The sequence below is a fragment of the Aestuariivivens sediminis genome (genome assembly GCF_022662105.1).
Taxonomy (GTDB): domain Bacteria; phylum Bacteroidota; class Bacteroidia; order Flavobacteriales; family Flavobacteriaceae; genus Aestuariivivens; species Aestuariivivens sediminis.
Window position 1 is genome coordinate 862,701 of the sequence record NZ_JAKMCP010000002.1, and the last position, 22,007, is coordinate 884,707.

The following is a 22,007-nucleotide window of genomic DNA, read 5'->3' on the forward strand; positions in this document are numbered from 1 at the left end:
ATTATTTCTTTGTATTATTCGCAATATTTTAACATTTTTAACATTTCTAAGATCTTTTCTGAATGCTTAATAGGTATTAACCCTCTGAAATCATAAAAGTCGCTTAAAAGCGCTAAAAATGGCCTTAAATTGGATGTTAGCATTTGAGGTTGGACACAGGATTGTATCGAAGTCAGTTTTATAAAAAATAAAAGGTGTGATTTTTAACCAACAAAGAAAATGGAGCAAAGAAAGAAATAGTATCTTTTTGTATATATATTTATATATATTTTTATATAATAATATATTACTACTAAAAATTATATTTGGAAGAGTTTCAGAGAAACCTTTGTTGCTAAAAATTTAAGGAGGCTATTCGCCCCCTTTTATCGTGCAAAATCATTTTCAGTGGTTTTTAGTTTTTAAGAGCCAAAACCGTCTCAAAACATACCTAGGCAGGCATGGAAAATACAGCATAATGCTCCGATTTAGTCTATCAGAATATCAAAGTGGTGATAGTAATAATATGAACCCTTTATCAAATACACGGTCTTTAAATCCATTGTAACCTTGATTTCATCAATCATTACTATTTCGCCCTTCTTTAATTGACCGATATCATCAATTACAGCTACCCTAAAAGGACAGAACAAACGCTTTAGCAAATTGTTCCATGCTATAATATATAGCTCCCTAGGATTGCAGTATTTAAGCAATTCCCGCAACTCCCTCTTATTCATAAAAATTACGTTTTAGCTATATAATAATTAAGACATATACCAATCGGGGGTCTTAAATTCAATTGAATTACCCAGTTTATTGATAAACTCGTATGCATTTACATTCCTCTCAAGGTTTGAATCTATATAACTGCTCTTATTTGCTTCAGTAAATAAATTATACATGCTCCAAAGATTTATTGAGCCATACTCGTTCCTTCCAAAATTTGGACATCTATAATAATCCTTCACTATATGGTTTACTTGGCTATCATTTAAACCAAATGCAAACAAACCCTTCTTTTCATCTTTTGGTAGGTTCTGGTACATCCTGAGTTTACCTATCAAATGAGCAAACTGGTTTTCCAAGAGTTGGTACTTTGACATTTTCTCCAACATCCCTAAATGCCTTTTTTTATTATAGGAGGAAAGCAACAACTTAACATGCTGTTCCAAATCTCCTATTGTTCCAATCCTGATGTTATCCATTAAACCATCTGTGCTCACACAAAGGTTAAGGCATACAATATTTTTAAAGCCTATGAACACCTTGAACTTCTCTAAACTTTTTTTACTGTAAAGATTCTGTTCTGAGTATGAACGCACCCCTCCAACTGTAAGTGATAAGGAATTTCTATTGACATTCTCAGTTAAGGAAGGAATCTCAATAATAAATGCCATCCGTTCATAGTATATGGTCTTTTGGTGTTCCTTTAGCTCTTTAGCTGGTATGCCAATAGCATCAGGTGTCCTGCCCTTGATAATATGTGACACTCTAATCTCTGGTCTGTTTATTATCTCATTTGGGAACTGTTGTTTTACCAAGTCAAAAGTCGCATCCACAAATTCAAAATGGCTTATAGTACTTTCATTGTCCTTAGCAAAGACAGGTATGGTACAGTCCTTTCTTAAGTGGTTCAAACTAACCGATTTTGTATTGGCTTCAATAAAGTTAGTGCCGCTTTTAGATACTATGTCTGATGTATCCAGAATCATTTGCTGTGGGTTCCTATTGGTTATCAGTTCCATGGCTTTCTTTTGTTTTGTTTTCAATTATTTCTTGCTTATCTACCAGTTGACCGTTTACAGAATCCAGTTCTATTTTACGTTGTACTATCATTGGATGAATCTGTTTTTGGTAGGTTTTATATTTACTATAGACGCATCTTAAGTCTTCTACAGTAGAACATTGCTCTATCTCCTTTTTTACCATCTCTAGCGACGTTCCCATATTGCACCATTGGATTAATTTCATTCCCGTAGCGGCATTGATGACAAACTCTGGCTTGTTCATAAAAAGTCCTGTACGGTCTTTTGATGCCTTGGCCTGGTGCTTATCGTTTATAAGTTCAAAATTCGCTGTCAGTTCGTACTCAAAGCCTTCCCTTGTGATTTCTTTTGTACCATGTTTAATGACTCTTGTCCTACCACTATTATTCATATCCAATGAGTAATCTATTTTTCGTCTAACTGTAGTTATAATATGGCAGCTGGATTGTAAAATAGCATCTATAAAGGCTTGGTGCCTGGGGCTTACTTTCGCCCAGTCTTGAAATCTTCCTCCTAGCCTTTCATGTATTTGAAGACAGCCCCCTTTTCCTGACCATTCATGGGTAATACTGTCTATAATGATGACCTCTTGACTATACCCTTCACAGGCTCTGATGGCCTCAATGTACCGCTCTGGTGAATAGGGGTCTTCCAGGGTCAAAATATTATACTCTCCCAGATGGGAATACAGACTCGCTGAGCTATTCTCAGTATCAATGATGGCGACTTTTGACCAATCCTCAGTAATACCATAGGCCAACAATAAGGCACTGTAGGTCTTTCCAAATCCTGATGCTCCAGATAATCCCAATCTTAGTTTTACCTGGCTTCGCGTTGCTAGTTGTAATTTCATAATCTATAGTTTATAATTTTAAATGTTATAGGTTCTAATTTTTAAGACATAAAAAAAGGGCTTCATTTCTGAAGCCCTTGATTCAATGCTTTTTGATTTAATTTAAGCGACCAATTCCTTATCGACCACTTGGTTCACAACTGAAGTTTCTGCCAATAATTGACTCCATACGTCAATATCGATACGTTTAGAAGCTACTAATTGTGCCTTGGCAAGGCCTTTGCCTAAGCCTTCTGTTTGGACCATAATTTCAATCTGGCTGCCTGGCTTAAAATGATTTGGATAAAGCTGATAGGATTGCTCAAATAATTGGGCTGTCTGTTCAACCAAACCCAATCGTGGATGATTGACCGTAACTATAATCAATCGCCACTGAGTTCCATTAGAATTCATCCTAATTTGTTCTGGAACAGATTTAACTTCTGCGGGAATCATAATAACATTTGACTTAATAGTCTGACCATCCAATGTAGTGTAAACTACTTCCTCCGCTCTCGGAGAGCTCTGTAAATGAAAATTCATAACCTTAGTTTTTTAAGAATTAATTTTATTTGAAATCGACCATACCCGGGGGGACAGTCAAAAGTAAAAAAGAGTGGGGGGTTATCGATTAGATTAGCCTACGGTCTTGTTAATTCTATAAAAATTGGGGGAGGAGGATAATCTTTATCTCAAATCCATTTATGAAAAATCAACTTAATTTTTGACCAAAAAAAATTTTGAGAAATACTTTCAATTTATTCTCCTTTTTAGGAGGGTTCGACCTAGTAAGTTTAAGATAATTTTCATAAGCTTTATCGGATTTTTCAATAAATATATGTGGGATTAAATCAACGTAGGATTCAGCATTATTGTATACTTCGTATGACGCTTTAAAAAGCATGGCGGCTTTTTCTTTGTCTCCATTTTTAAGAGCTTTTTCTCCTTCATGATAAAAATGCTCTATATCCATTAATTCATGTATCATGGTCTTTTCGAGGTTTTAGGGTTATTATTAACTAAAATGGGAATCCGTCTTCTCTATTTAAAATGGGCTTATATTTACACTCCTCTACTCTGTAAAAATTCTCCGATTCTCTAAAAATAACATAACGAACTATTAATTCATCTGTCTTTGGATGATGGAAGCTATAAGCTTTACTTTCATGGTAACAGTATTTGCATTTTGATTCTTTAGCTACAAGTTCAGAAATGTCCTCTGAGCTAATTTTATCGAATTTTTTTTGCAGTTTCTCTATAAGTTCCTGTTTATAATCATAAGAATAGATTGACACATCGCATAATTCTTCCAAGGGTTCAAGGCTTAATTTTTTAAAAGCACTAATTAAATTTGCAGTATTTTTATCAAAGGTCATATTGTAAGTTCATATTGCTAATCCTTGTTCTTAAATCTATTTACAACAAAATATATTAACCCTCCAAACAAAATCATATTGATTAACCATGATGAATTTGTCATAATATCATCCTCTCCAAAAGTCTCAAAAAACGGATTAAGAGGGCTGAAAATTAGAATTACTCCACCTAAAAGAACTAATAAGCCTTTCCAACATCCTGAATTTGATTTTTTGTTATCTTTTTCCTTGTCCATAATTATTATTGTTAAAGATTACACTTTAGTTTGTTAGTTAAAACAACATGATTCTCCGTAACCCTGGAACCAATAAGCTCTCCATCCAGATAAAAAAGAAATAACTATTAAGAATAATCATCTAAAATTGATTTCTTATGAAGCAACGTATTTCAACCAAGCATGTTCTTCGAGACCTGCTGTTTATAAAAGAACAGGTCATTGAGTTTTTCAAAGACAAAGATAAGTAACTGTCATGCTATTTATATGAACAAGATAATATCGTTGAAAATGTGCCTATTCCAAACATTTAAGGAAATAGAAAAATTATCAGGAATTTAATTGTATAATATCAGAAAGTAATTGTATGAAATGGCTTTTAAGGGTTTATTAGAACTGTAAAATTCTTTAAAATCTATGTTAAATTTATTTTGTTTCATGATTTTTCATTTATGTAACTTACGTTAACGATATCTTCTATTTTTCTAAATATTTTAACAACTTGACGTCAACTTTGACAGGTTTTATTTGAAATAAAAGTAATTAGTAAATTACTAAAATGATTCAATTTAAAAACTTCTATTTCTAAAAATAAGTTAATCGCATGAATTCTTGCTAATTTTTCCTACATTTGGTTAGATTAAACACACTGATGTGTTCATCCGCTTGTTACGTGCAAGCTGAGAAAAAGACAATTAATGAAAATAAACGAATATTACATTAAAGCTAGATTGTTTCCGACAATTTTGACTTCGATTCCAATTCTTGGTTTATATTATTTTGGCTTTAGCGAAAAACTTATAGAGTTTATGACCTTTTTAGAGGGTTATAAATGGGCTAGTGACATAACTCTGTCGATAGCCTTAATCTATTTTCTTGTTCAAATCAATCGTCTAATTTCAAAAGAATTATTCCAAAATATTTTCTTCAAAGAAGAGATTAATATGCCAACCACCAATTTTCTACTTAATTCAGATACCACATTGGCAAAATCAATAAAATCCCAAATTGTCCAAAAAATTGCCACAGACTTTAATATTCACTTACTGGATTCACGTGCTGAAAACGAGAATGAAGAAGAAGCAAGAAAAACTATTTCAAGCGCTGTGGCTCAAGTAAGAAATGTGACTAGAGATAACTCTATGCTACTTCAGCACAATATTGAATACGGCTTTATAAGAAATCTAATTGGAGGTAGCGTTTTAGCAACCATAATTTCAATACTTAATATCTTTTTATTCCAATATACTTATCCTAATCAATTTGCAGTCAATCTTAATGTAATCTTGTTAGGTGTCTATATTGTACTGATAATTTTTAGTAAATTTTTGATTAATAGATATGGTAAATACTACGCAAAAATTTTATTCGAACAATTTTTACAAAAATAAAGGAAATGGATTTTAGTATCGATATGCTATCGCTTGGCAATGCAGATTGCAATATAATATGGACAAAAGCAGAAAATGCTGACTTTATAACAATAATTGATGGTGGTTACCTAAAAGACGCAAAAACAATAATTGAGCATTATGAAAACTATATAAAACCACACATCTCAGATAATAGTCCAATATTAATAATTAATACACATCCTCATTCCGACCATATCGGTGGCTTGATAGATTTAGTTCATTATTTTAAAAATAAGATTGTACGATTTTATTATAATGACCCAACAGACTACATTGAAGAAGCAAAAAGAAATGAAATAAAAAGCTTAAATGAATCATTTTTGTATTCGAACCAAAGAGTTCAAAAACTTTTTGAATCATTGAAACAATCTGATGATTTAAGTAATGTTCTTGACCAGTATGGCATATCGAAACTTTCAGCATTTTCTGACAGCGTATTAGACCATAATCTATTTGAATTTGTTGGGCCTTCAAAATCATTTTATTTAGAGCAACTTGGTTATTTTACAAACATTGACAATCTAAAAACTTCAGGTTCTAATATTGAACCTGAAAGCGAAATAAATGAAGTTCAAGAAGGTTTAAATCCATGTGTTAAAGTTGATGAGAAAAATGATGCTTCCGCGGAGAATTTGACATCTGTTTTGACAAGGTTTACTGATTCCAGTAATCGGAAGTACTTATTTACAGCGGATTCTGGAGTTGATGCTTTTGAATCAGCAGAGAGTAATGGATATAATATTAAAGACTTATATTTTTGTCAATTACCACATCACGGAAGTAGAAGAAATGTAAGTACGAATTGGATTAGCAATTTTAATCCAAATCAATTTTGGGTTTCTGCAAGTGGAAACAAAAAACACCCTAGAAAGGCTGTTATCACTTGCATAAAGAAAAACTTGCCTGACTGCAAAACATATAGTACCCATAAAACAGGAACTATACATTTTAATTCTAAATCCAATATTTTTCCTGAACGAAATTGGGCCACAGCGGAACCATTATAAAAAAGGTCAACAGGGAACAATGTATATAAAAAATAATCGAAACATTAATAAATATAAGACTTGTAGCTCATATCTTGGTTTGTACTTAACCAAAAGATTAGAGCTTCGAGATCGCCTGCTTTTCATATACTAACGGCTAACTGCAGGTTGAAAAATTATAGATACCAATTAAAATTTGTAGAAAATTTTTATTTACAAATTAGCATTTTCATTAAGAATTACAGTCAAAACCAAAAATTGGTAAAATGTTAAAATAGAGTCTTCTTGGTGGAACATTTGGGATTTAGTCAACCATGATTTTATTGAAGAAGGTGATTATTTTTTCGATTACTTTTTAAATGTAGACAAACAAACATTTCTAAATATTTTGGATAGTAAGGAAAAATATAGAAATAATGAAGTCTACAAAAACAAAGATTGGACTTCAAATTAAAGTAATACTGTGCTTTCAATAGTTCAGTAAAAAAATTGAAAACTTGTCGTCAACTTTGACAAGTATATTTTATATTCCATTTAATGGATCTAATTCATCCGCTTTTTTATTTGCCCAAAACAAGTATTCTTCAGTATTAGATGTAAAGTTATTTGACCTAGTAAGTTTATCACTATATGTTTTAAGGTATGAACGAATTATATTTGCTGTATTGTGATTTTCAGCATCTATAATAAGCTTATTAAATTTTTCATTTTCAATAGCTTCTAGCCTTGCCTTTTCTTCCTCAATTTTACGTTGCGCTTCTTCTTGCTCCTGTCTAATTCTATTGCGTTCCCAACACTCTGCTGTATGTTTACTGTCTTTTTCTATATAATCATAAATGGCTTGAAGATAATCTTCTAAAGTTTTTGTTTTTTTATCAATCCAATTTTTAAAATACGCTGAACCAGCTTGAAATTCAAGCAAATTACTCTTCTCATAAGAATTAGAAACATAACCTCTTGAATCTGGAATACGTTTTCTAAAATACTTTTGTCTTAAATTAATTTGGGTTAAAACACCATACATTTCTATATGGCAATCCTGATATTCAAACTTGATACTATGGTTATTTTCTTCTAGTTTTCTAATTAAAGCGTCCATGAATTTTAGAGCTCTTTTCCTTAATTTGGGTTCTGTATGTATTGGCAAAAATTGGCTTCCAAATTTTTGCCATTCTTCCCAACTAATTTTCTTCTGTTTATCCAATCTTTCCAATTCTACTTTGGTTTTTTGGACTAGCGGGTGGTATTTAAATGGCATAACATTTCTTTTAAATAGGAACTACAATTCAAAACAATATTAATCAAAAAATCATTAGATAAATTTTTTCAATATTTATAATTCATAGTTTTATTGGCTCTTCAGTTTTTAAATTATTTAAAGCCCTTAATTAGCAATTAATGCAACCAACCAAAAGTAACTTTATTCAATATCTACATTAAAAAAGGGAGCTATCCACTCCCCTTTGATCTGTTTATCTCCAAACTAAACCAGTTACGCACTACCTCTCTACAAATACAAGCTACTATCTTCATGCCTTTATATGCCTCAAATATCCATTACTCCTTTAAAAGGCGAAATAATATATATTTAAGTTGAAATTTTGCTCATTGGATTAACCTAATTGACTGATTTTTTGGTATTAAGCTGACGATTAATAATAATTTTCTTATATTTATACATCTTGCTATTACATACAATTAAAGGGATTATTTTAATTGAGTCTTATGAGTTTTAAAATCATTATTTGATTTTTGACCATATACTTTAATTGGTATGTATTATGAATTTCACTAACCAGCTATTACGCTTATCGTTGATTTTCTCACTATTGAATATTAATAGTGCCAATAAATTAGATTTAAATATCATTTATAAATTATTGGTTAGTTTAAATAAAACCAAATCTAAAGTTCTTAGTTCCTTGTCCCTAGTATTGTTTGAAATTCATGTTTTGATTTCTTAAATGTGGTACTATGAAGACGATATACGAAAAGGTAAAAACACGCGAACAAATAGCTGCTGAATATGGAGTTTCTCCAAGAACTTTAAGAAGATGGTTAAAAAATTGTAATATTATTCTTCCTAATAGATTAGTCTGCCCAAAAGAACAAAGGTTGATATACAATAAATTCGGTTACCCGATGAACCCTTTTAAAAATAGTCTATAAAGGAATAACAAATATTCACCTCATACAAAAGTATTGTCTCCATTTGTCGACTAAAGTCTTAATATGTCCTGATTTGTCCTAAGTATCTAATAGTGATCTGTTTAATTTTACAATAATTAACCACTAATTTATTTAATCATGGCAAGAAGAATTAAAAGGTTTGCCAACTACCCTCTCGCAACGGCAACATTCATACAATTATTAAGGGATTATAATGAAGACGCTTTGAATTCTGACCTAAGTCAGGCATTTTCGGGTCACATGAAAACATTAGACACAGACAAGAAAATTACTAAGTCGCTACTAAATAATTTTGATAAGATACCCTCAAGATTTAAGAGAAATGTATTGCGTGATATCGGTAGATTAAATTTAACCAAAGGTTCTGAAAATGATATGAGGGCTCGATTAACGATACCTATGGCAATGTATGTTTCCGATGACGATGTTGACCTAAATCCTCCACCTGAATTTCCATTAGACACTAAATTCAGGATTGAATATACTGGATTATACTGTAAAGATTCTCAAGGGGACTGGGGTTGGTTTGGAGGAAGTGATGAGCCCTATGCAGTTATCAATGCTGTGCATATAAATATCGATGCAGATGTGGGGGAAATGAATGTGGTCACCACGACTTCTCATCCTGTAAGTGACACCAGCGAGCATTATAATAATGTTGATGATGGAACCGTTAAAAAGGGGCCTGTCGCAGCAATTTGGGAGGGAGAACTCAATGGGGTTTCATTACTTTCAACTCTCATGGAACATGACAGTGACAACATACAGGAAATTAAAAAAGGAATCGAACTTATTGTTAAAGGTGTAGCATGGATTTTGAGTGTTTGGGGGTATCCAATACCGCCAACCGTGCAAGATTGGATTTCTGATCTATTGAATTGGTTAATGCCTACTGGTGATGACCTCTTAGGAGAAGCGACTTATTTCATTACTCCAGAATGGATGAGAAGATTTGCAGCTTATCCTGAGGACCCCATTTATTCAGGAACAGACCTACCATATCATTTTACAACTGTTCACAATAAAGATGGGAATTACGTCTTAACCTATAGAGTAAAAGCTGATAAGGCCCCTGTCGGACCAGGAGTAATATTATCACCTCCTGTTTTATCTGTTATTACAAATTAATTTTAAATTCTCTCACGGATAATATAATAAGGGAAGCTAACTACTTCCCTTTAATCTATTAATTTCCATACTAATACGTTTCTGTACTACCTTCCCATAACTATCCTGAGTTATCTTTAAACTAGAATGACCTAAAAGTTCACTTACAATCTCCATCGGTACATCATTATACAACAATACAGTACTAGCAAATGTCCTCCTCGCCATATGGGTGGTAAGCTTTTTATCTAAGCCTACTATAGCTCCAATCTCCTTTAAATATGAATTATACTTTTGATTACTAATTTTTGGAAACACATTCTCACTATTTCCCAAGTACCTGTCTAAAATGACCTTAGCCTTGGGTAATAATGGAATAGATAAACTTTTAGATGTTTTTTGCCGTTTCATCTCAATCCACCTATTACCATCAAAACCTTTTACTACATGTTTAGGTTCCACTCTCATTAATTCATTATATGGTAGTCCCGTATAACAACAAAAAATAAATAAGTCTTTTACAAACTTCAATCTGGGCTGTGAGAATTCATGCTTCTCAAGTTTTTTAAGTTCCTCTGGAGATAAAAACACAATACTGTTCCTGGTTCTTTTAGCCTTGTAGAGCATAAAAGGGTCCTTATCCAAATGACCTTCAGCAACAGCTATTCTAATAGGCTTTCTAAAGCGCTGTATCATTTTGTTTATGGTGGCTTGACCCAAACCCTTCTCAGTCTTTAGATAATATTCAAAATCAGCCAGAAACTGTAACTTCAATTTATTTAAAGGGTAATCATTGCGATTATACTTATGCTTTATAAAAGCTTTTACATGTTTATAGGCATAATCAAACTTAACCCAAGTCCCTCTTTGGATATCAATGCCAATTAGCCTTTTTAAGGACTCCATATAACGGTTAAATGCTTCAAGGGTTCCTTGTTCTTTTTGGGTTTTTTCTCCCTTGTATAGCAGGTATATATCCTCTACGGTAAAGGGTTCTTCCTTAACCTGAAGTATTAAAAAAGCCTGACTAAGTTTGGTCTTAATCAGGCTCAATTGTGTGTTCTTTAGTTCTGCGTATGGCTCTGGTGGAGCTACAATTTGCTGTTTACTTTTCCAGAAGTGTGGATTGATGATTATTCCTGTGGAGAATTGTTTTCTAACCTTTTTGTAAGTTAGCCTGCAAGTAATTCCACACAAGCCTTTACTGTTTACTTTATGTTTATTAACAGTAAATAATATGTTTAGTTTCATGATTTTTAGATTTAATTTAAATGGGAGTCTTTTTTTTAATAATGGGAAACCCGATAGGAGTCTTTTTTCAGTAAAAAAGTTGGCATTATAAGACAATATGCAATCAATGCATACAATACAGTTATTTATAAAGTGTAGCTCAGTTTACTGCATAAAAAAAGCCATACATATTTGTATGACTTGATTTAAATGGTGGTCCCACCTGGGCTCGAACCAGGGATATATATAATTGGTTATCAGATATATAATTATTATTCCATTCGTTTTTATCCTTTTTGTTAGGCATATTTCTATCAGTTACTAAAGCTTAGTTACCAAATTAAATTGCTTCTTAAATTAAAATTGTTGTAAAAATTTTATGTCAATTGATTTGTAGGAGTTATCTTTAAAACTTAATAAATAATCTTATATCGAGGTTTATAAATAGTAAAAAACACCCTAGGTATGTCTAAATATTGAATTGAATCAAAAAAAAATGAAACAAGAAGAATACGCCTTTTTCCCAAATTATTCGTCAAGAGAGGATTTAGCAAAATATGGAGATAATGCTTTACTTTTATATACTCTTCAACTTAAATATTCGATCGAGGATATTGATGAGGTTGCCACTGATAGCCTAGTAGATGGAGCTGATGATAAAAAAACTGACTTAGTTTATATTGACCTAGAAAGGTCGGAGGCAGTAATTGCGCAAGGTTTCTTTTCTAAAAAAGATAGGGGTGAGGCACCTGCTAACAAAGCAAGTGATTTGAATACAGCTGTGTCTTGGCTATTGACGCGTCAAATCGAAGATTTACCAGATAGAATTAAGAGTGCAGCCCGTGAACTACGACAAAAAATTGAAGATGATGAAATAACAAGAATTACAATATGGTATTCTCATAATTTACCAGAATCAGAAAATGTTCGGCAAGAATTAATTAGCGTAGAACATACACTTTATTCAATATTAAGTGAACATTATTCAGAAAAAGGAATTGAATCACATTCACTTGAAGTTGGTCTAGAAACTTTAAATGAATGGTATTTAGGATTAACAATTCCAATACTAATGACAGACGAAATTGTTATTAACAATTGTGATGGTTTTTCTAATAATGGGACAGACTGGAATTCATTTTCTACTTCAATCCATGCTGATATTCTATATGAGTTGTATCAAGCACACAGTACGGCATTATTTTCAGCTAATGTTCGTGATTATTTAGGTAGTAGGCGTTCCGATTCAAACATCAATAATGGAATCAAAAACACCGCTACTGAAACACCCAAGAATTTTTTTGTTTATAATAATGGAATTACGGCATTAGTGAATGGATTCGATTATGATGCTGAAACTAAGATATTAAAAATATCAGGGCTTTCAATTGTAAATGGCGCACAAACTACAGGTGCAATTGGTTCATTGAATGAACCACCGATAGAATCGATGTTAATTCCAATTAGACTTATAAAATGTAGTAATCCAGATACAGTTGCTTCAATAGTAAAATATAATAACAGTCAAAATAAGATTAACGCCCCTGATTTTCGTAGTAATGACCAACACCAGAAAAGGATTACCAGCGAATTTGGTAGTATCCCTCAATTAGAATATACGTCTAGAAGAGGTGGTTCTGCAGATATAATAAGAAGAAATCCTAATGTTTTACCTTCTATTACAGCGGGTCAAGTTATAGCAGCATTTCATGGCGAACCAAGTATAGCCTATAATGATAAGAGTAAAATTTGGGATTCCGATAGATTATATTCTAAATTTTTTAATGATCAAACAACTGCAAAACATATTACTCTTTGTTATTCGCTGATGAAAACTATTGAAGAACTCAAGATTGAACTTCTCAATACTGAAGAAGAGTTAATGAAAGATCAAGAAAAAAATCTTCTCGCCTTTTTAAGAAGCCGTGGTTCTATCGTATTATTTACTACTGCAATTTCAGACTGCTTGGAGAATCTAATAAATAGAAGGATTGCAAATAAATTTTCCGTTGAATTCTGCAGAAATATATCATTGGACGAGGCTAAAATTTTATGGCGCCCTATTGTTAATATTGGTACTTCTTTTGTTTCACAATTAAATGAAGGTTTACAAGACGGTATTAAAAACCAACAAAGAATAAGTGCCGCAAGGACAACATTCGTTTCACTAATGACAGCTGTTAGAAGTGCTAATTCTGAGATCGTAAATGCATTTGCAGAAGAGATATGTAATAACTGAACCAAACATATTGTCCTAATAAAAGTATCACACTTTTTTAAATGTTTACATTTTCAAAGCTTTAGAACTACTATTTTATTCTCTTCTGGAGATTTATTAGATCTTGTTCAAAAACAAAATGCTTCAATATTTATTTATAAACCTGCACCTTTTTATAGCCCTTCATCCGTAAAACTATAGTATCCATATTTCGATATTATTAAGTTATCCAACACGTTTATATCCAAGTATTCAGCCGCTTTTTTAATCTTTTCGTATAACCGTTTATCTACTTCACTGGGCTTTAAATTTCCAGAGGGGTGATTATGAGCCATTATAATTCCACATGATGCTGATCTTAACGCTACTACAAACAACAACTTTAAATCAACCAGTGTCCCTGATATACATCCTTTTGATAACGTATGGATTCCCAACACCTCATTGGCACGATTAAGCAACAATACTTTGAACTCCTCATACAATTCAATGGTGTCTAAATCCCAGAGATGGAGAAAAGTATCATAGGCCTTTCTACTATCCGTTATTTTTATCCTATCCTCCTTACCTCTGGTATTATTATATTTTAACTGTATTTCAGCAATTACGTTTTTCATAATATTTTGAATAAAAAAAGGAGGCGATGCCTCCTTATGATGTTATACAATATTATTCTAATTTAATTTCTATCCCAAGGTTCTTTATATTCCAAATCGAGAAACCTGAATAACTCTTTCTCTTCTCGAAACCTAAATATTTTATCACCCCTTGTTAAATATCCAAAATGAGACCTAAATCCTTTTTTAACCCAGGTAGTGGCCAAAACCTTATGGCTAAACTCCGCACTACCAGTCCTAATTGCAAATATTAATCCCCAGTTATCTTCCTCCGCAAAAAACAAATCCAACTTAATTCCCTCTGGTAAAATCCTTTGAGTGTATTTACAAGGAAATTCACCTTTAACTTTAGGCCATTGATTAACTATTAAGGCTATTCCACTTGAAAATAACCCAATATCATATGGTTTGGGAATGGCCACAATTTCTATATCCTTTACTTCTGGTTTTTGACGCCTGATGCTTCCTGCAATTTCAATCCTGTAGCAGTGCGGGGCTAACATATCTTTTACCTTATTTGCTATTTCTTGAGCTTGTTCTAATTTCATAATACTTCATTTAAGAACCATATTCCCATTTAAATCCTCCAGAATGTTCTCGCTCTCCACGGCATACCCTTGAAATGCATGTTTTGCTCATGCCTGTATACTTGCTCGCATCAGCAACAGAATCAAACTTAGCTATCAATTCGCCAGAAACAGTGTATTGATATACCTTCTTCTTACGTAAATCCTTATTAGGATTAAATGGCACACTGTAATTATAGCTCCAATATTATCCTTTACAGGTTTTGTTCTGACCTAAACAAGCATTTCCTATTGATGTCTTTTTAGCTTTTACAGCTTCAGCAGCATCTTCCAAACAATCGTATGTTGCTATATGCTTACCAGTCTTAATATCATATTGATAAACATCCTTCTTAATGCCTCCACCAGAATCTGCATTATATCCGTTGTTCTTAGAATCATGTTTATTAATATAATTCTTCTCCTTCTGTGCTAATTCATTTGCTGTATTGGCAGTATCTGTCTGTTGCCAATTAAAGGCTTCTTCCCCATAAGTGGCAATGGCTCGAGCAAAGGGATGTGATTCACCCCTTTTAGCCCGCTCCTGATGGTCCAGTTTACGTTGATGTAATGAATCCGTTGTAGCACCCACGTAGAACTCACCAGTAATTCTGCACTCAACAGTGTAAATGATTCCCAAAGGTTTCTTATTCTTCTTCATCACTCACCTCCTTTCTTAATTCTTTGAGGTACATTTCGTACTTCTCGCCTGATTTACGGTCTTCATAAATAAGTTCATTTTGTCTGGCGTACTCCTTTATCCATTTGGTCATTTGGTGAGAGGAAAGGTTATTGTAGTGCCTGTATTCAGAAATATATAAGTTCAGGACATCTTTCTTGTTTAACCATTTGTTCCTCTCGACCAAGTCCAGCTCCATAAAAGCAACAAACTCCTCACAAGTAGCATTTATCAATCTGTTCTTTTTTAGGTTTATAGGATTCGGAATAATCAGTCCATTCTTTAGATATTGTTGGACACATTCCATCATGAAATGAAAGAACCTGTTCCATTCGCCTTTATCCCAATCATCAAAGAAATAATTACCAAATTCGTCTTCTGGAGTAAAGGTATCATCATAATGATTAGCGACTTCAAACTCACATCGACGTCTTATGTCAGTACTTCCTCCTGTGCCATTCACAACGTAATTACTTGAAATGATAATTTTCGGTGCATTTTCAGGCAAAATATATTCCTCAGCTTTGTACTTTTTTTCAACTGTAACACCTGTTGTAATCATGGAATACAAAGTCTCAAGAGAAAAGTCCCTGCCTACATCATCGTAAAAAACCAAATCCGTTGTTCTATTAATGCGTTGATTTTTAAACCAACTCTTATGTTTAATGTTCTTGCCATCCATAACAACAAGTTCCCTACATTTTCCCATTGCTCGAACTAGTAAACTTTTTCCAGTTCCCCCATTTGCGGTCCCATCGAATGAGATGTTTTCATCAATAAATATGATTGCTTTGGCATTACCTGGATCTTGATTACGATGTAATAAGTACCCTATTATTGTTGTTAGAGCCTTAAACCGATGTTTATTCTTTCCAGAAATATTAAAACAGAACTTTTGGAATTGGGATTCATCATCGTCTTTTACATAGTAACAGTCATATGGTAGTATTCTTGACTTCCAAATTTTGCCTTGAAAATCTTCTCTTAACCTACTTGATAAAGATTTCTTGCCAACTTGCCAACTTAAATTTTGAAAATGAAACCAGCTAGTTTTGGCATCATCTCTATCATTTAAAAGTTTCACAGTCTTTAGAAACCTTAATTTAGGCTTGGATATCAGCGTGGAAGAGGCTTTAATAAAAGCCTCGTACACATCCATTTCTTTAATACTAAGTAGATATCTTTTAACGTAATCTACAATTACGTAATCTGCAATCTCCTTTACGGTATTCTCGTATTCACGTACCAATGTATAATCGGTATCACTTATTTCAGCTTTGCTGAAACCTGATTTTGACAAAAAGGCAATTAATTTGCTTTGTATAATTTTAATTTTGCCATTGTCATCCTTTTCCCAAAACTTTTGGGAATTCTCATTAGTTCTCATAACTAATAGTTTTAAAATTTAAAATTTATCTTCTCCATTGTAATTAGTGCAGGAGATGGGTGACACTAATAACAATCACAAGACAAATATCTATCAGTTATGTTGTTTTTGGGTAAATTTCAAGTGCAAAGATTTGCACCCTAATTATTTGGCGCTTTTATGAAACTATTTTGAAGAGTATATCCTTAAGTTCTGACTTTTTTTTATCACTTAGTTTGCCTGGCTTGGTATACTGATAAATAAGATTTCTTATTTCAGTTATTTCCTCTGTTTTACTATGTAAGAATGAATTTTCAATAAATCTAGCTAACTCTGGTTTAGTCAATTTATTGTGAATTATCTCATTCTTATAAAAAAGTGAAAAGATTATAGCAAGATTTTCTCTAGATAAATTAAATGGGATTTTAATCTCTCTAGGATGAATCAGCTCATCTTTCCTGTCTGATAATTCATCCTTAATTCTTAAAATTGTGTCTATCGTCAAATTCTTAAGGCTATCATTTAAATGTGCGCTTTTTTCTAATCTGACCAGTAGTTCAATAAAATAAGATTCCCATTCATCATAAAAACCTATTTTCTCCTCAACTGAGTATTTTGTTTCCTCTAGCCTATTTGCCTCTATTGCTTTCTTATAATTCTCTATACTATTTTTTAGTAATTCTACAAGAAATTCATTTTCAAATTTATTGACTAAATATTTTAGAGAACTTCTTTGAAATTCGTTCAATTCTTGATTATCCTTGACATCCATAAAAGCATTGAATGGTATGTGCACATCATCTACCATAAGTGTATCGCTTTCTGTATTCAGACCTATATACCGTTTATCTTTTGTCAAATTCTGTATAAAACTAACTTTTAATTGTTGATAACCCTTCAAATCTAGAAGCTGTTTAAGGTCCAACCCAGATAATTTATTTTTTTTCATTATTAAAATACATTATAGCTATTATATTATACACAGCTCTTACAAGTGCGTGAGAATATCAAAATAATAATAAAAATAGGCTTTATTTTGAATTATAAATACAGTTTTCCCTGTTGTAGATAATTTTACTTCATCTACTTTGACATAATCCCCAACCGCCAAGTTGCCAACTTTTTTTCTAACAATTACTGTTAATGGACAATATAAGGTCTTAAGTTTGCCATACCAGGTTACCACCATTATAGAATTTGGTGAGCAATATTTAAAAAGATAGGCATATTCTTCATTTGTCATAACAAAAAAGCCCAGATATAAACTGGGCTTACATTTTAGCTATTAATTATTAATTTAGGTACCAGATGGGTCTCTCATATTTTATGGAATTTAGTAGTTCTTGGGTAAGCTCATGCGCATTGACACTGCGATGTAGGAATGTATCAATGTAACTGGATTTGTTCGTGCCTGTCAAAAGATTATACAATTGCCAGAGAGAGATAGAATTACCAGTGGCTCCAAAATTTTCATCCATATAATACCCTTTTGCAATCTGACCTATCTGTCCATCATTGAGTTCCAAAGGAGGGATATCCCTCTTTTTCTCTCTTGGCAGGTACTGATACATACGACACCTGCCCAAAAACTGTGCAAACTGCTCTTCACTGAGTCCATACTCTGGAAAAGATTCCAAAGCCTTGAGATGGGCCTGCATCTCGTAATTTCCGATAAGGTCCATTATCTTGTTCTGGAGTTCACTCACATTTGAGGCTCTTATTTCCTCAACACTTCCATCTGATGATACGCAGAGGTTGGTGCACACCATGTTCTTAAAGCCTATAAACACCTTGAATCTCTCCATTGTTTTCTTGGAATACAGGTTTTCATGATTATAGGCCCTCACCCCACCTATGCTCAACTGCAACTCATTATCCCCAACCTTTGCAGTGATGTTTGGGATGTCTATTTTGAATGCCAATCTTTCGTAATAGATGGTTTTATCTTCTTCTGTTAGGTCCTTTACGGATTTACCTATGGCACTGGGAACCCTTCCCTTAACAATATGACTTGCTCTTATCTCTGGTGGTAGGATACGCTGACCTGAAAATATGGATTGGACAGCCTGTTGGGTTGCACCAATAAACTCGTGGTGGGAAATGGTGGTCTCATTATCTTTTGAAAAGACAGGGATAATACAGTCATTTTTTAGATGTGCTAAATTAACCGCTTTGGTATTGGCTTCAATAAATGGTGATTGAGGCCTTGAAGTTATTACTTCCACCTCTGGAATAATAACATTATTCTGTATTAGGTTCTGTTCCATTGTCGTTGTTTTTCTGTTGTTCAATGATTTCTGTATTGGGTACGATGCTCAGACTGGTACTTTCAATGTCGGCCTTACGCTGCATGATCTCATCCAGTATAGCTGTTTTGTGATTGGGATACTTGGTATAGATGTGCCTTAATCCTTCAACGGTCTTGCAGACTTCTATTTCCTTTTTGGCCTGTTCCAGATCTTTACTGTTGGAACACCAGTCCATTAGTTTCTTCCCTGTGGCTTTGTTGATGACAAACTCAGGTTTGTTCATGAATAGTCCTGTTCTGTCCTTTGATGCTTTGGTGATATGGTTCTCGTTAATCAGCTCAAAGTTGACTGTCAGTTCATATTCATAGCCCTCTCTGGTGATTTCCTTGGTACCATGCTTTACGACTCTGGTTTTACCATTTTGGATGGTATCCAGTGAATAGTCGACCTTTCTTCTAGTGGTGGTTATGATATGGCATTTGGATTGTAATATCTTATCGATAAAGGCCTGATGCCTTGGCGTGACCTTTGCCCAGTCCTGAAACCTGCCTCCCAGTTGTTCATGGATTTCCAGACAACCTCCCTGACCATTCCACTCATGAGATATCGAATCAACGATGATTACCTCCATACCTGCCTTCTCACAGGTTGTAATGGCTTCTATGTAACGTTCTGGCGAATATGGAGCATCAAGGCTCAAAATGTTGTAGTTCCCTAGGTTGGCGTACAAGGATGCCGACTGGTTCTCAGTATCTATAATAGCTATTTTGGAATAATCCCCTGTCATGCCATATGCCAGAAGCAGAGCAGAATAGGTCTTTCCAAATCCTGAAGCTCCTGACAATCCGATACGCAGTTTTACCTGCTCCCGTTTTGCTTGTTGTAATTGCATAATATATTTGTATTAAGTTGTATATAATGTTTTGGTTATAGGTATAACCAGAAAAAAAGAAAGAGGCTCATGCCTCTTTCATTAATGTTGTTACATCACCGCTGATTCCTCGATGATGTTTTCTGGTACAAGGTCTAAAGACTTGTCTAGATATTCCCAGCGGTAGTCCAATTCGATGATTTCCCCAGTGTCCTCTATGGTGAAGGAATAAGGGTCACATTTTACCTTAACGATTTCTCCTGGAAAGGTCTGTCCAATTAAGGATTGACAGGTTTCCTCGTCAAATGTTGCTGGTACGGTACATTTCTTGGTGGTGAAGTACATACGGCCTGTTTGTTGTGATTTAACTGCGGTTGGACCGCCTTCTAATTCAAGCACAAGGAAGGTTTCACCCTCCTTGGTCTTTCTCTCTTTAAATCCTTTGATAGTTACCATGATAATTAAATTTAGATTAAAGCGAGCGGGGATTTTCCCCACCTACAGAGATAGGCGGGGGTGGCAATCTAATTATCAGGTAATCTTGCCTATTTAAAAGTTCTCAAAAAAAATTAAAAAAAATTTTTTAATAGATATATTTTAAAAAAAGAATTAAAATATTTTCCTACATTTGAGTGTGTAAAAACAAACACACCAGTGTGTTTATCCAATTGTTGTAAAACATTTTGACCAAAATAATGGAAGATTACAAACCACCTCTAACACCAGAACAAAGAAAAAATTTAATTGAAAAAATTTTAAAAGGATTGAGTAAAGACCCGAGATATAAAGCTCATAATGACCTTATCGACAGTATTTGCTCTAAAAAAAGCTGATATGGGATTTATAAATAACATTTTAAGTTCGTTTAAAAAGTCTAAAAATGAATTAACCGATAGTTCAAAATTTATGATTGAGGGAGAAATGACCGCCATATTATTGGTTGGATTATATGTATTAATATTTAAAGAGTTTAACTGGTATTAAAAAACGTTTAACAACACAGTGTAAGCAATGGGAACAAAAATTTCGAACAAATAAAAATGATAGATGACAATAACCTACTCTTACACAAGTAAAAAAACTAATAACTAACCAACCTCATATATGAAAGCAATAAGATACATCATTTTCATTCCAATAATCTATTTTATTATTTTTTTAGTTTATTCATTAATACCGTTATCATTATTTGGATTAATGAGTTTAAGTAAATTTTGGATAATTATCCTATTGATATTTTTTGGCGGTTTGGCTGTTGGTCTATTCCAATTATTACCTGGAGGAATTACTTGGTTATCTGCAAAAATATCACCAAGTAAAAATTTTGCTTTTTATTCTATTCTTACAATAAGCGTTCTTTTGTGTATTTCGAAAATTATTTACTATTGGACAATGACTGACGCTTACGAAGATAATTTTGGAGTATTTTTTGCAATTTTACTAACTTGTTTGACAATTGGATTTGCTGCTTCCTTATCTGTTGGAGCAGGAATAGAAATGTTTGAAGAAAAAGAAGAAAATTTGAGCATCTTAATGACAATTGGTTCAATTGTCTTTTACATCGGTATATTCTTAACTTTCTGCTTATTGTCAACCAAAATAGCTTATATAAATCCAGAGAAAACTTATTCTTGGTATTCTGGAATTTGGCACGGAATTTTTGTTATTCCTAATTGGGTCGTAAGTTGGTTTGCTGATGATGTGTATTGTAAAGCACCTAATTCAACGACAGCATACAGTATTTGGTGGTGGATAAGTTTTATTTTTATGGGACTGGGAATGCTTGGTGGAGGAAATAGTCGCAGATAAGCCAAGCACTTTAATAAAAGAATAAATGTCAAACACAGTAAAAATAATTTTATCAATTTTATTATTTATCTGTCTTGCTGATTTACCCTATGGATATTATCAATTTGTTAGGTTTGCAGGTCTTGTTGGTTTTGGATTTTTAGCTTATCAGTCACATCAAAATGGTAAGGAAAAAGAGATGTTTATTTTTGGAGCTTTGGCTTTACTTTTTCAACCATTTTTTAAAATTGCATTAGGCAGGCCAATTTGGAATATAGTAGATGTTATTGTTGGAATTGGTTTAATAATCTCGATTTTTATTAGCCAAAAACGAAAAATTAATGATAAAATATAAACCACTGTTTACAACATTGATTCCTATGAAAAGTACCGGCCAAATTCTTTTATAAAAGTTGGCATGTTGACTAATGGCAAGTTGCCAGGTTTTTTCCTAAATTAGTAACCAAACCTGCGCAAAAAACCAAATGTAAGTCTTTGGCGGTAGTTGTAAAAAAATGGGTGCTTGTTAATAATATTTATTTTGATTCAATTTT

Annotated in this window: 27 protein-coding genes; 8 read left to right on the plus strand and 19 right to left on the minus strand. The window is 33.0% G+C overall.

Annotated features, from left to right (window positions below):
- Positions 1–467 precede the first annotated feature (467 nt).
- The 7 genes from MR054_RS07870 to MR054_RS07900 form a co-directional block, all read right to left on the minus strand.
- Positions 468–719, minus strand: a complete 252-nt coding sequence (locus MR054_RS07870) for a hypothetical protein (protein WP_242157339.1) — start codon at positions 717–719, stop codon at positions 468–470.
- Positions 720–746: 27 nt separating this feature from the next.
- Positions 747–1,751 carry a DUF3871 family protein gene (locus MR054_RS07875; RefSeq protein WP_242157340.1) on the minus strand — a complete coding sequence of 335 codons (1,005 nt, stop codon included), beginning with the start codon at positions 1,749–1,751 and terminating at the stop codon, positions 747–749.
- On the minus strand, positions 1,708–2,601 hold the full coding sequence (locus MR054_RS07880; protein ID WP_242157341.1) for an AAA family ATPase: 894 nt from the start codon (positions 2,599–2,601) through the stop codon (positions 1,708–1,710). Before MR054_RS07880 ends, MR054_RS07875 begins: the two co-directional genes overlap by 44 nt.
- 102 nt (positions 2,602–2,703) lie before the next feature.
- Positions 2,704–3,036, minus strand: a complete 333-nt coding sequence (locus tag MR054_RS07885; protein ID WP_242157342.1) for a hypothetical protein — start codon at positions 3,034–3,036, stop codon at positions 2,704–2,706.
- A gap of 256 nt (positions 3,037–3,292) precedes the next feature.
- Positions 3,293–3,568 (minus strand): hypothetical protein, encoded by a 276-nt coding sequence (locus tag MR054_RS07890; protein ID WP_242157343.1) that lies wholly within the window; start codon positions 3,566–3,568, stop codon positions 3,293–3,295.
- A gap of 31 nt (positions 3,569–3,599) precedes the next feature.
- Positions 3,600–3,956 (minus strand): hypothetical protein, encoded by a 357-nt coding sequence (locus MR054_RS07895; RefSeq protein ID WP_242157344.1) that lies wholly within the window; start codon positions 3,954–3,956, stop codon positions 3,600–3,602.
- A gap of 17 nt (positions 3,957–3,973) precedes the next feature.
- Positions 3,974–4,192, minus strand: a complete 219-nt coding sequence (locus MR054_RS07900; protein ID WP_242157345.1) for a hypothetical protein — start codon at positions 4,190–4,192, stop codon at positions 3,974–3,976.
- Positions 4,193–4,869: 677 nt separating this feature from the next.
- Here MR054_RS07900 and MR054_RS07905 point away from each other — a divergent pair.
- Both MR054_RS07905 and MR054_RS07910 read left to right on the plus strand, forming a co-directional pair.
- Positions 4,870–5,562: a hypothetical protein gene (locus tag MR054_RS07905; RefSeq protein ID WP_242157346.1), complete on the plus strand. Its 693-nt coding sequence runs from the start codon at positions 4,870–4,872 to the stop codon at positions 5,560–5,562.
- Positions 5,563–5,567: 5 nt separating this feature from the next.
- The gene (locus MR054_RS07910; RefSeq protein WP_242157348.1) at positions 5,568–6,593 is read left to right on the plus strand and encodes an MBL fold metallo-hydrolase; all 1,026 of its coding nucleotides are present in this window, start codon (positions 5,568–5,570) and stop codon (positions 6,591–6,593) included.
- Between the two features lie 502 nt (positions 6,594–7,095).
- Here MR054_RS07910 and MR054_RS07915 read toward each other — a convergent pair.
- The gene (locus tag MR054_RS07915) at positions 7,096–7,830 is read right to left on the minus strand and encodes a hypothetical protein (protein ID WP_242157349.1); all 735 of its coding nucleotides are present in this window, start codon (positions 7,828–7,830) and stop codon (positions 7,096–7,098) included.
- 716 nt (positions 7,831–8,546) lie between these two features.
- On the opposite strand from MR054_RS07915, the gene MR054_RS16810 reads away from it, so the two are divergent.
- On the plus strand, positions 8,547–8,741 hold the full coding sequence (locus MR054_RS16810) for a helix-turn-helix domain-containing protein (RefSeq protein ID WP_420868334.1): 195 nt from the start codon (positions 8,547–8,549) through the stop codon (positions 8,739–8,741).
- A gap of 138 nt (positions 8,742–8,879) precedes the next feature.
- Positions 8,880–9,890, plus strand: a complete 1,011-nt coding sequence (locus tag MR054_RS07920; protein ID WP_242157350.1) for a hypothetical protein — start codon at positions 8,880–8,882, stop codon at positions 9,888–9,890.
- A gap of 36 nt (positions 9,891–9,926) precedes the next feature.
- Here MR054_RS07920 and MR054_RS07925 read toward each other — a convergent pair whose 3' ends face one another.
- On the minus strand, positions 9,927–11,120 hold the full coding sequence (locus MR054_RS07925; RefSeq protein ID WP_242157351.1) for a site-specific integrase: 1,194 nt from the start codon (positions 11,118–11,120) through the stop codon (positions 9,927–9,929).
- A gap of 475 nt (positions 11,121–11,595) precedes the next feature.
- Here MR054_RS07925 and MR054_RS07930 point away from each other — a divergent pair, with 475 nt between their 5' ends.
- Positions 11,596–13,338, plus strand: a complete 1,743-nt coding sequence (locus MR054_RS07930) for an AIPR family protein (protein WP_242157352.1) — start codon at positions 11,596–11,598, stop codon at positions 13,336–13,338.
- A gap of 152 nt (positions 13,339–13,490) precedes the next feature.
- Here the strand turns inward: MR054_RS07930 and MR054_RS07935 are convergent, their stop codons facing one another.
- The 10 genes from MR054_RS07935 to MR054_RS07980 all read right to left on the minus strand — a co-directional run bounded on the left by MR054_RS07935 (position 13,491) and on the right by MR054_RS07980 (position 20,121).
- Positions 13,491–13,934, minus strand: coding sequence for a JAB domain-containing protein (locus tag MR054_RS07935; protein ID WP_242157353.1), 444 nt, complete (start codon positions 13,932–13,934; stop codon positions 13,491–13,493).
- 62 nt (positions 13,935–13,996) lie between these two features.
- The gene (locus MR054_RS07940) at positions 13,997–14,482 is read right to left on the minus strand and encodes a nucleotidyltransferase family protein (protein WP_242157354.1); all 486 of its coding nucleotides are present in this window, start codon (positions 14,480–14,482) and stop codon (positions 13,997–13,999) included.
- Positions 14,483–14,492: 10 nt separating this feature from the next.
- Entirely contained in the window at positions 14,493–14,687 is a 195-nt protein-coding gene (locus MR054_RS07945; RefSeq protein WP_242157355.1) for an NUMOD1 domain-containing DNA-binding protein, read from the minus strand.
- A gap of 21 nt (positions 14,688–14,708) precedes the next feature.
- Entirely contained in the window at positions 14,709–15,161 is a 453-nt protein-coding gene (locus tag MR054_RS07950) for a GIY-YIG nuclease family protein (RefSeq protein WP_242157358.1), read from the minus strand.
- Complete coding sequence (locus MR054_RS07955) at positions 15,148–16,566, minus strand: primase-helicase family protein (protein WP_242157359.1); 1,419 nt, start codon at positions 16,564–16,566, stop codon at positions 15,148–15,150. The genes MR054_RS07950 and MR054_RS07955 overlap by 14 nt, the downstream gene beginning before the upstream one ends.
- Positions 16,567–16,723: 157 nt before the next feature.
- The gene (locus MR054_RS07960) at positions 16,724–17,494 is read right to left on the minus strand and encodes a hypothetical protein (protein WP_242157360.1); all 771 of its coding nucleotides are present in this window, start codon (positions 17,492–17,494) and stop codon (positions 16,724–16,726) included.
- A 39-nt stretch (positions 17,495–17,533) separates the two neighbouring features.
- The gene (locus tag MR054_RS07965) at positions 17,534–17,788 is read right to left on the minus strand and encodes a hypothetical protein (RefSeq protein WP_242157361.1); all 255 of its coding nucleotides are present in this window, start codon (positions 17,786–17,788) and stop codon (positions 17,534–17,536) included.
- A 49-nt stretch (positions 17,789–17,837) separates the two neighbouring features.
- On the minus strand, positions 17,838–18,812 hold the full coding sequence (locus tag MR054_RS07970) for a DUF3871 family protein (protein ID WP_242157362.1): 975 nt from the start codon (positions 18,810–18,812) through the stop codon (positions 17,838–17,840).
- Positions 18,787–19,686 carry an AAA family ATPase gene (locus MR054_RS07975; protein ID WP_242157363.1) on the minus strand — a complete coding sequence of 300 codons (900 nt, stop codon included), beginning with the start codon at positions 19,684–19,686 and terminating at the stop codon, positions 18,787–18,789. Before MR054_RS07975 ends, MR054_RS07970 begins: the two co-directional genes overlap by 26 nt.
- A gap of 90 nt (positions 19,687–19,776) precedes the next feature.
- The gene (locus MR054_RS07980; protein WP_242157364.1) at positions 19,777–20,121 is read right to left on the minus strand and encodes a hypothetical protein; all 345 of its coding nucleotides are present in this window, start codon (positions 20,119–20,121) and stop codon (positions 19,777–19,779) included.
- Positions 20,122–20,460: 339 nt separating this feature from the next.
- Between MR054_RS07980 and MR054_RS07985 the strand changes: the two genes are divergently transcribed.
- The 3 genes from MR054_RS07985 (at position 20,461) to MR054_RS07995 (ending at position 21,808) form a co-directional block, all read left to right on the plus strand.
- Positions 20,461–20,649, plus strand: a complete 189-nt coding sequence (locus tag MR054_RS07985) for a hypothetical protein (protein WP_242157365.1) — start codon at positions 20,461–20,463, stop codon at positions 20,647–20,649.
- A 120-nt stretch (positions 20,650–20,769) separates the two neighbouring features.
- A complete protein-coding gene (locus MR054_RS07990) occupies positions 20,770–21,474 on the plus strand; it encodes a hypothetical protein (protein ID WP_242157366.1) in 705 nt (234 codons plus the stop codon).
- 25 nt (positions 21,475–21,499) lie between these two features.
- Complete coding sequence (locus MR054_RS07995) at positions 21,500–21,808, plus strand: DUF6804 family protein (RefSeq protein WP_242157367.1); 309 nt, start codon at positions 21,500–21,502, stop codon at positions 21,806–21,808.
- The last annotated feature ends 199 nt before the right edge of the window (positions 21,809–22,007 follow it).

What these genes read in the sequence shown, in the direction of transcription:
- MR054_RS07870 (WP_242157339.1), bottom strand. Translation starts at nt 719, where the DNA reads ATGAATAAGAGGGAGTTGCGGGAATTGCTTAAATACTGCAATCCTAGG.
- MR054_RS07880 (WP_242157341.1), bottom strand. Translation starts at nt 2,601, where the DNA reads ATGAAATTACAACTAGCAACGCGAAGCCAGGTAAAACTAAGATTGGGA.
- MR054_RS07885 (WP_242157342.1), bottom strand. Translation starts at nt 3,036, where the DNA reads ATGATTCCCGCAGAAGTTAAATCTGTTCCAGAACAAATTAGGATGAAT.
- MR054_RS07890 (WP_242157343.1), bottom strand. Translation starts at nt 3,568, where the DNA reads ATGATACATGAATTAATGGATATAGAGCATTTTTATCATGAAGGAGAA.
- MR054_RS07895 (WP_242157344.1), bottom strand. Translation starts at nt 3,956, where the DNA reads ATGACCTTTGATAAAAATACTGCAAATTTAATTAGTGCTTTTAAAAAA.
- MR054_RS07900 (WP_242157345.1), bottom strand. Translation starts at nt 4,192, where the DNA reads ATGGACAAGGAAAAAGATAACAAAAAATCAAATTCAGGATGTTGGAAA.
- MR054_RS07905 (WP_242157346.1), top strand. Translation starts at nt 4,870, where the DNA reads ATGAAAATAAACGAATATTACATTAAAGCTAGATTGTTTCCGACAATT.
- MR054_RS07910 (WP_242157348.1), top strand. Translation starts at nt 5,568, where the DNA reads ATGGATTTTAGTATCGATATGCTATCGCTTGGCAATGCAGATTGCAAT.
- MR054_RS07915 (WP_242157349.1), bottom strand. Translation starts at nt 7,830, where the DNA reads ATGCCATTTAAATACCACCCGCTAGTCCAAAAAACCAAAGTAGAATTG.
- MR054_RS16810 (WP_420868334.1), top strand. Translation starts at nt 8,547, where the DNA reads ATGAAGACGATATACGAAAAGGTAAAAACACGCGAACAAATAGCTGCT.
- MR054_RS07920 (WP_242157350.1), top strand. Translation starts at nt 8,880, where the DNA reads ATGGCAAGAAGAATTAAAAGGTTTGCCAACTACCCTCTCGCAACGGCA.
- MR054_RS07925 (WP_242157351.1), bottom strand. Translation starts at nt 11,120, where the DNA reads ATGAAACTAAACATATTATTTACTGTTAATAAACATAAAGTAAACAGT.
- MR054_RS07930 (WP_242157352.1), top strand. Translation starts at nt 11,596, where the DNA reads ATGAAACAAGAAGAATACGCCTTTTTCCCAAATTATTCGTCAAGAGAG.
- MR054_RS07935 (WP_242157353.1), bottom strand. Translation starts at nt 13,934, where the DNA reads ATGAAAAACGTAATTGCTGAAATACAGTTAAAATATAATAATACCAGA.
- MR054_RS07940 (WP_242157354.1), bottom strand. Translation starts at nt 14,482, where the DNA reads ATGAAATTAGAACAAGCTCAAGAAATAGCAAATAAGGTAAAAGATATG.
- MR054_RS07950 (WP_242157358.1), bottom strand. Translation starts at nt 15,161, where the DNA reads ATGAAGAAGAATAAGAAACCTTTGGGAATCATTTACACTGTTGAGTGC.
- MR054_RS07955 (WP_242157359.1), bottom strand. Translation starts at nt 16,566, where the DNA reads ATGAGAACTAATGAGAATTCCCAAAAGTTTTGGGAAAAGGATGACAAT.
- MR054_RS07960 (WP_242157360.1), bottom strand. Translation starts at nt 17,494, where the DNA reads ATGAAAAAAAATAAATTATCTGGGTTGGACCTTAAACAGCTTCTAGAT.
- MR054_RS07965 (WP_242157361.1), bottom strand. Translation starts at nt 17,788, where the DNA reads ATGACAAATGAAGAATATGCCTATCTTTTTAAATATTGCTCACCAAAT.
- MR054_RS07970 (WP_242157362.1), bottom strand. Translation starts at nt 18,812, where the DNA reads ATGGAACAGAACCTAATACAGAATAATGTTATTATTCCAGAGGTGGAA.
- MR054_RS07975 (WP_242157363.1), bottom strand. Translation starts at nt 19,686, where the DNA reads ATGCAATTACAACAAGCAAAACGGGAGCAGGTAAAACTGCGTATCGGA.
- MR054_RS07980 (WP_242157364.1), bottom strand. Translation starts at nt 20,121, where the DNA reads ATGGTAACTATCAAAGGATTTAAAGAGAGAAAGACCAAGGAGGGTGAA.
- MR054_RS07985 (WP_242157365.1), top strand. Translation starts at nt 20,461, where the DNA reads ATGACCTTATCGACAGTATTTGCTCTAAAAAAAGCTGATATGGGATTT.
- MR054_RS07990 (WP_242157366.1), top strand. Translation starts at nt 20,770, where the DNA reads ATGAAAGCAATAAGATACATCATTTTCATTCCAATAATCTATTTTATT.
- MR054_RS07995 (WP_242157367.1), top strand. Translation starts at nt 21,500, where the DNA reads ATGTCAAACACAGTAAAAATAATTTTATCAATTTTATTATTTATCTGT.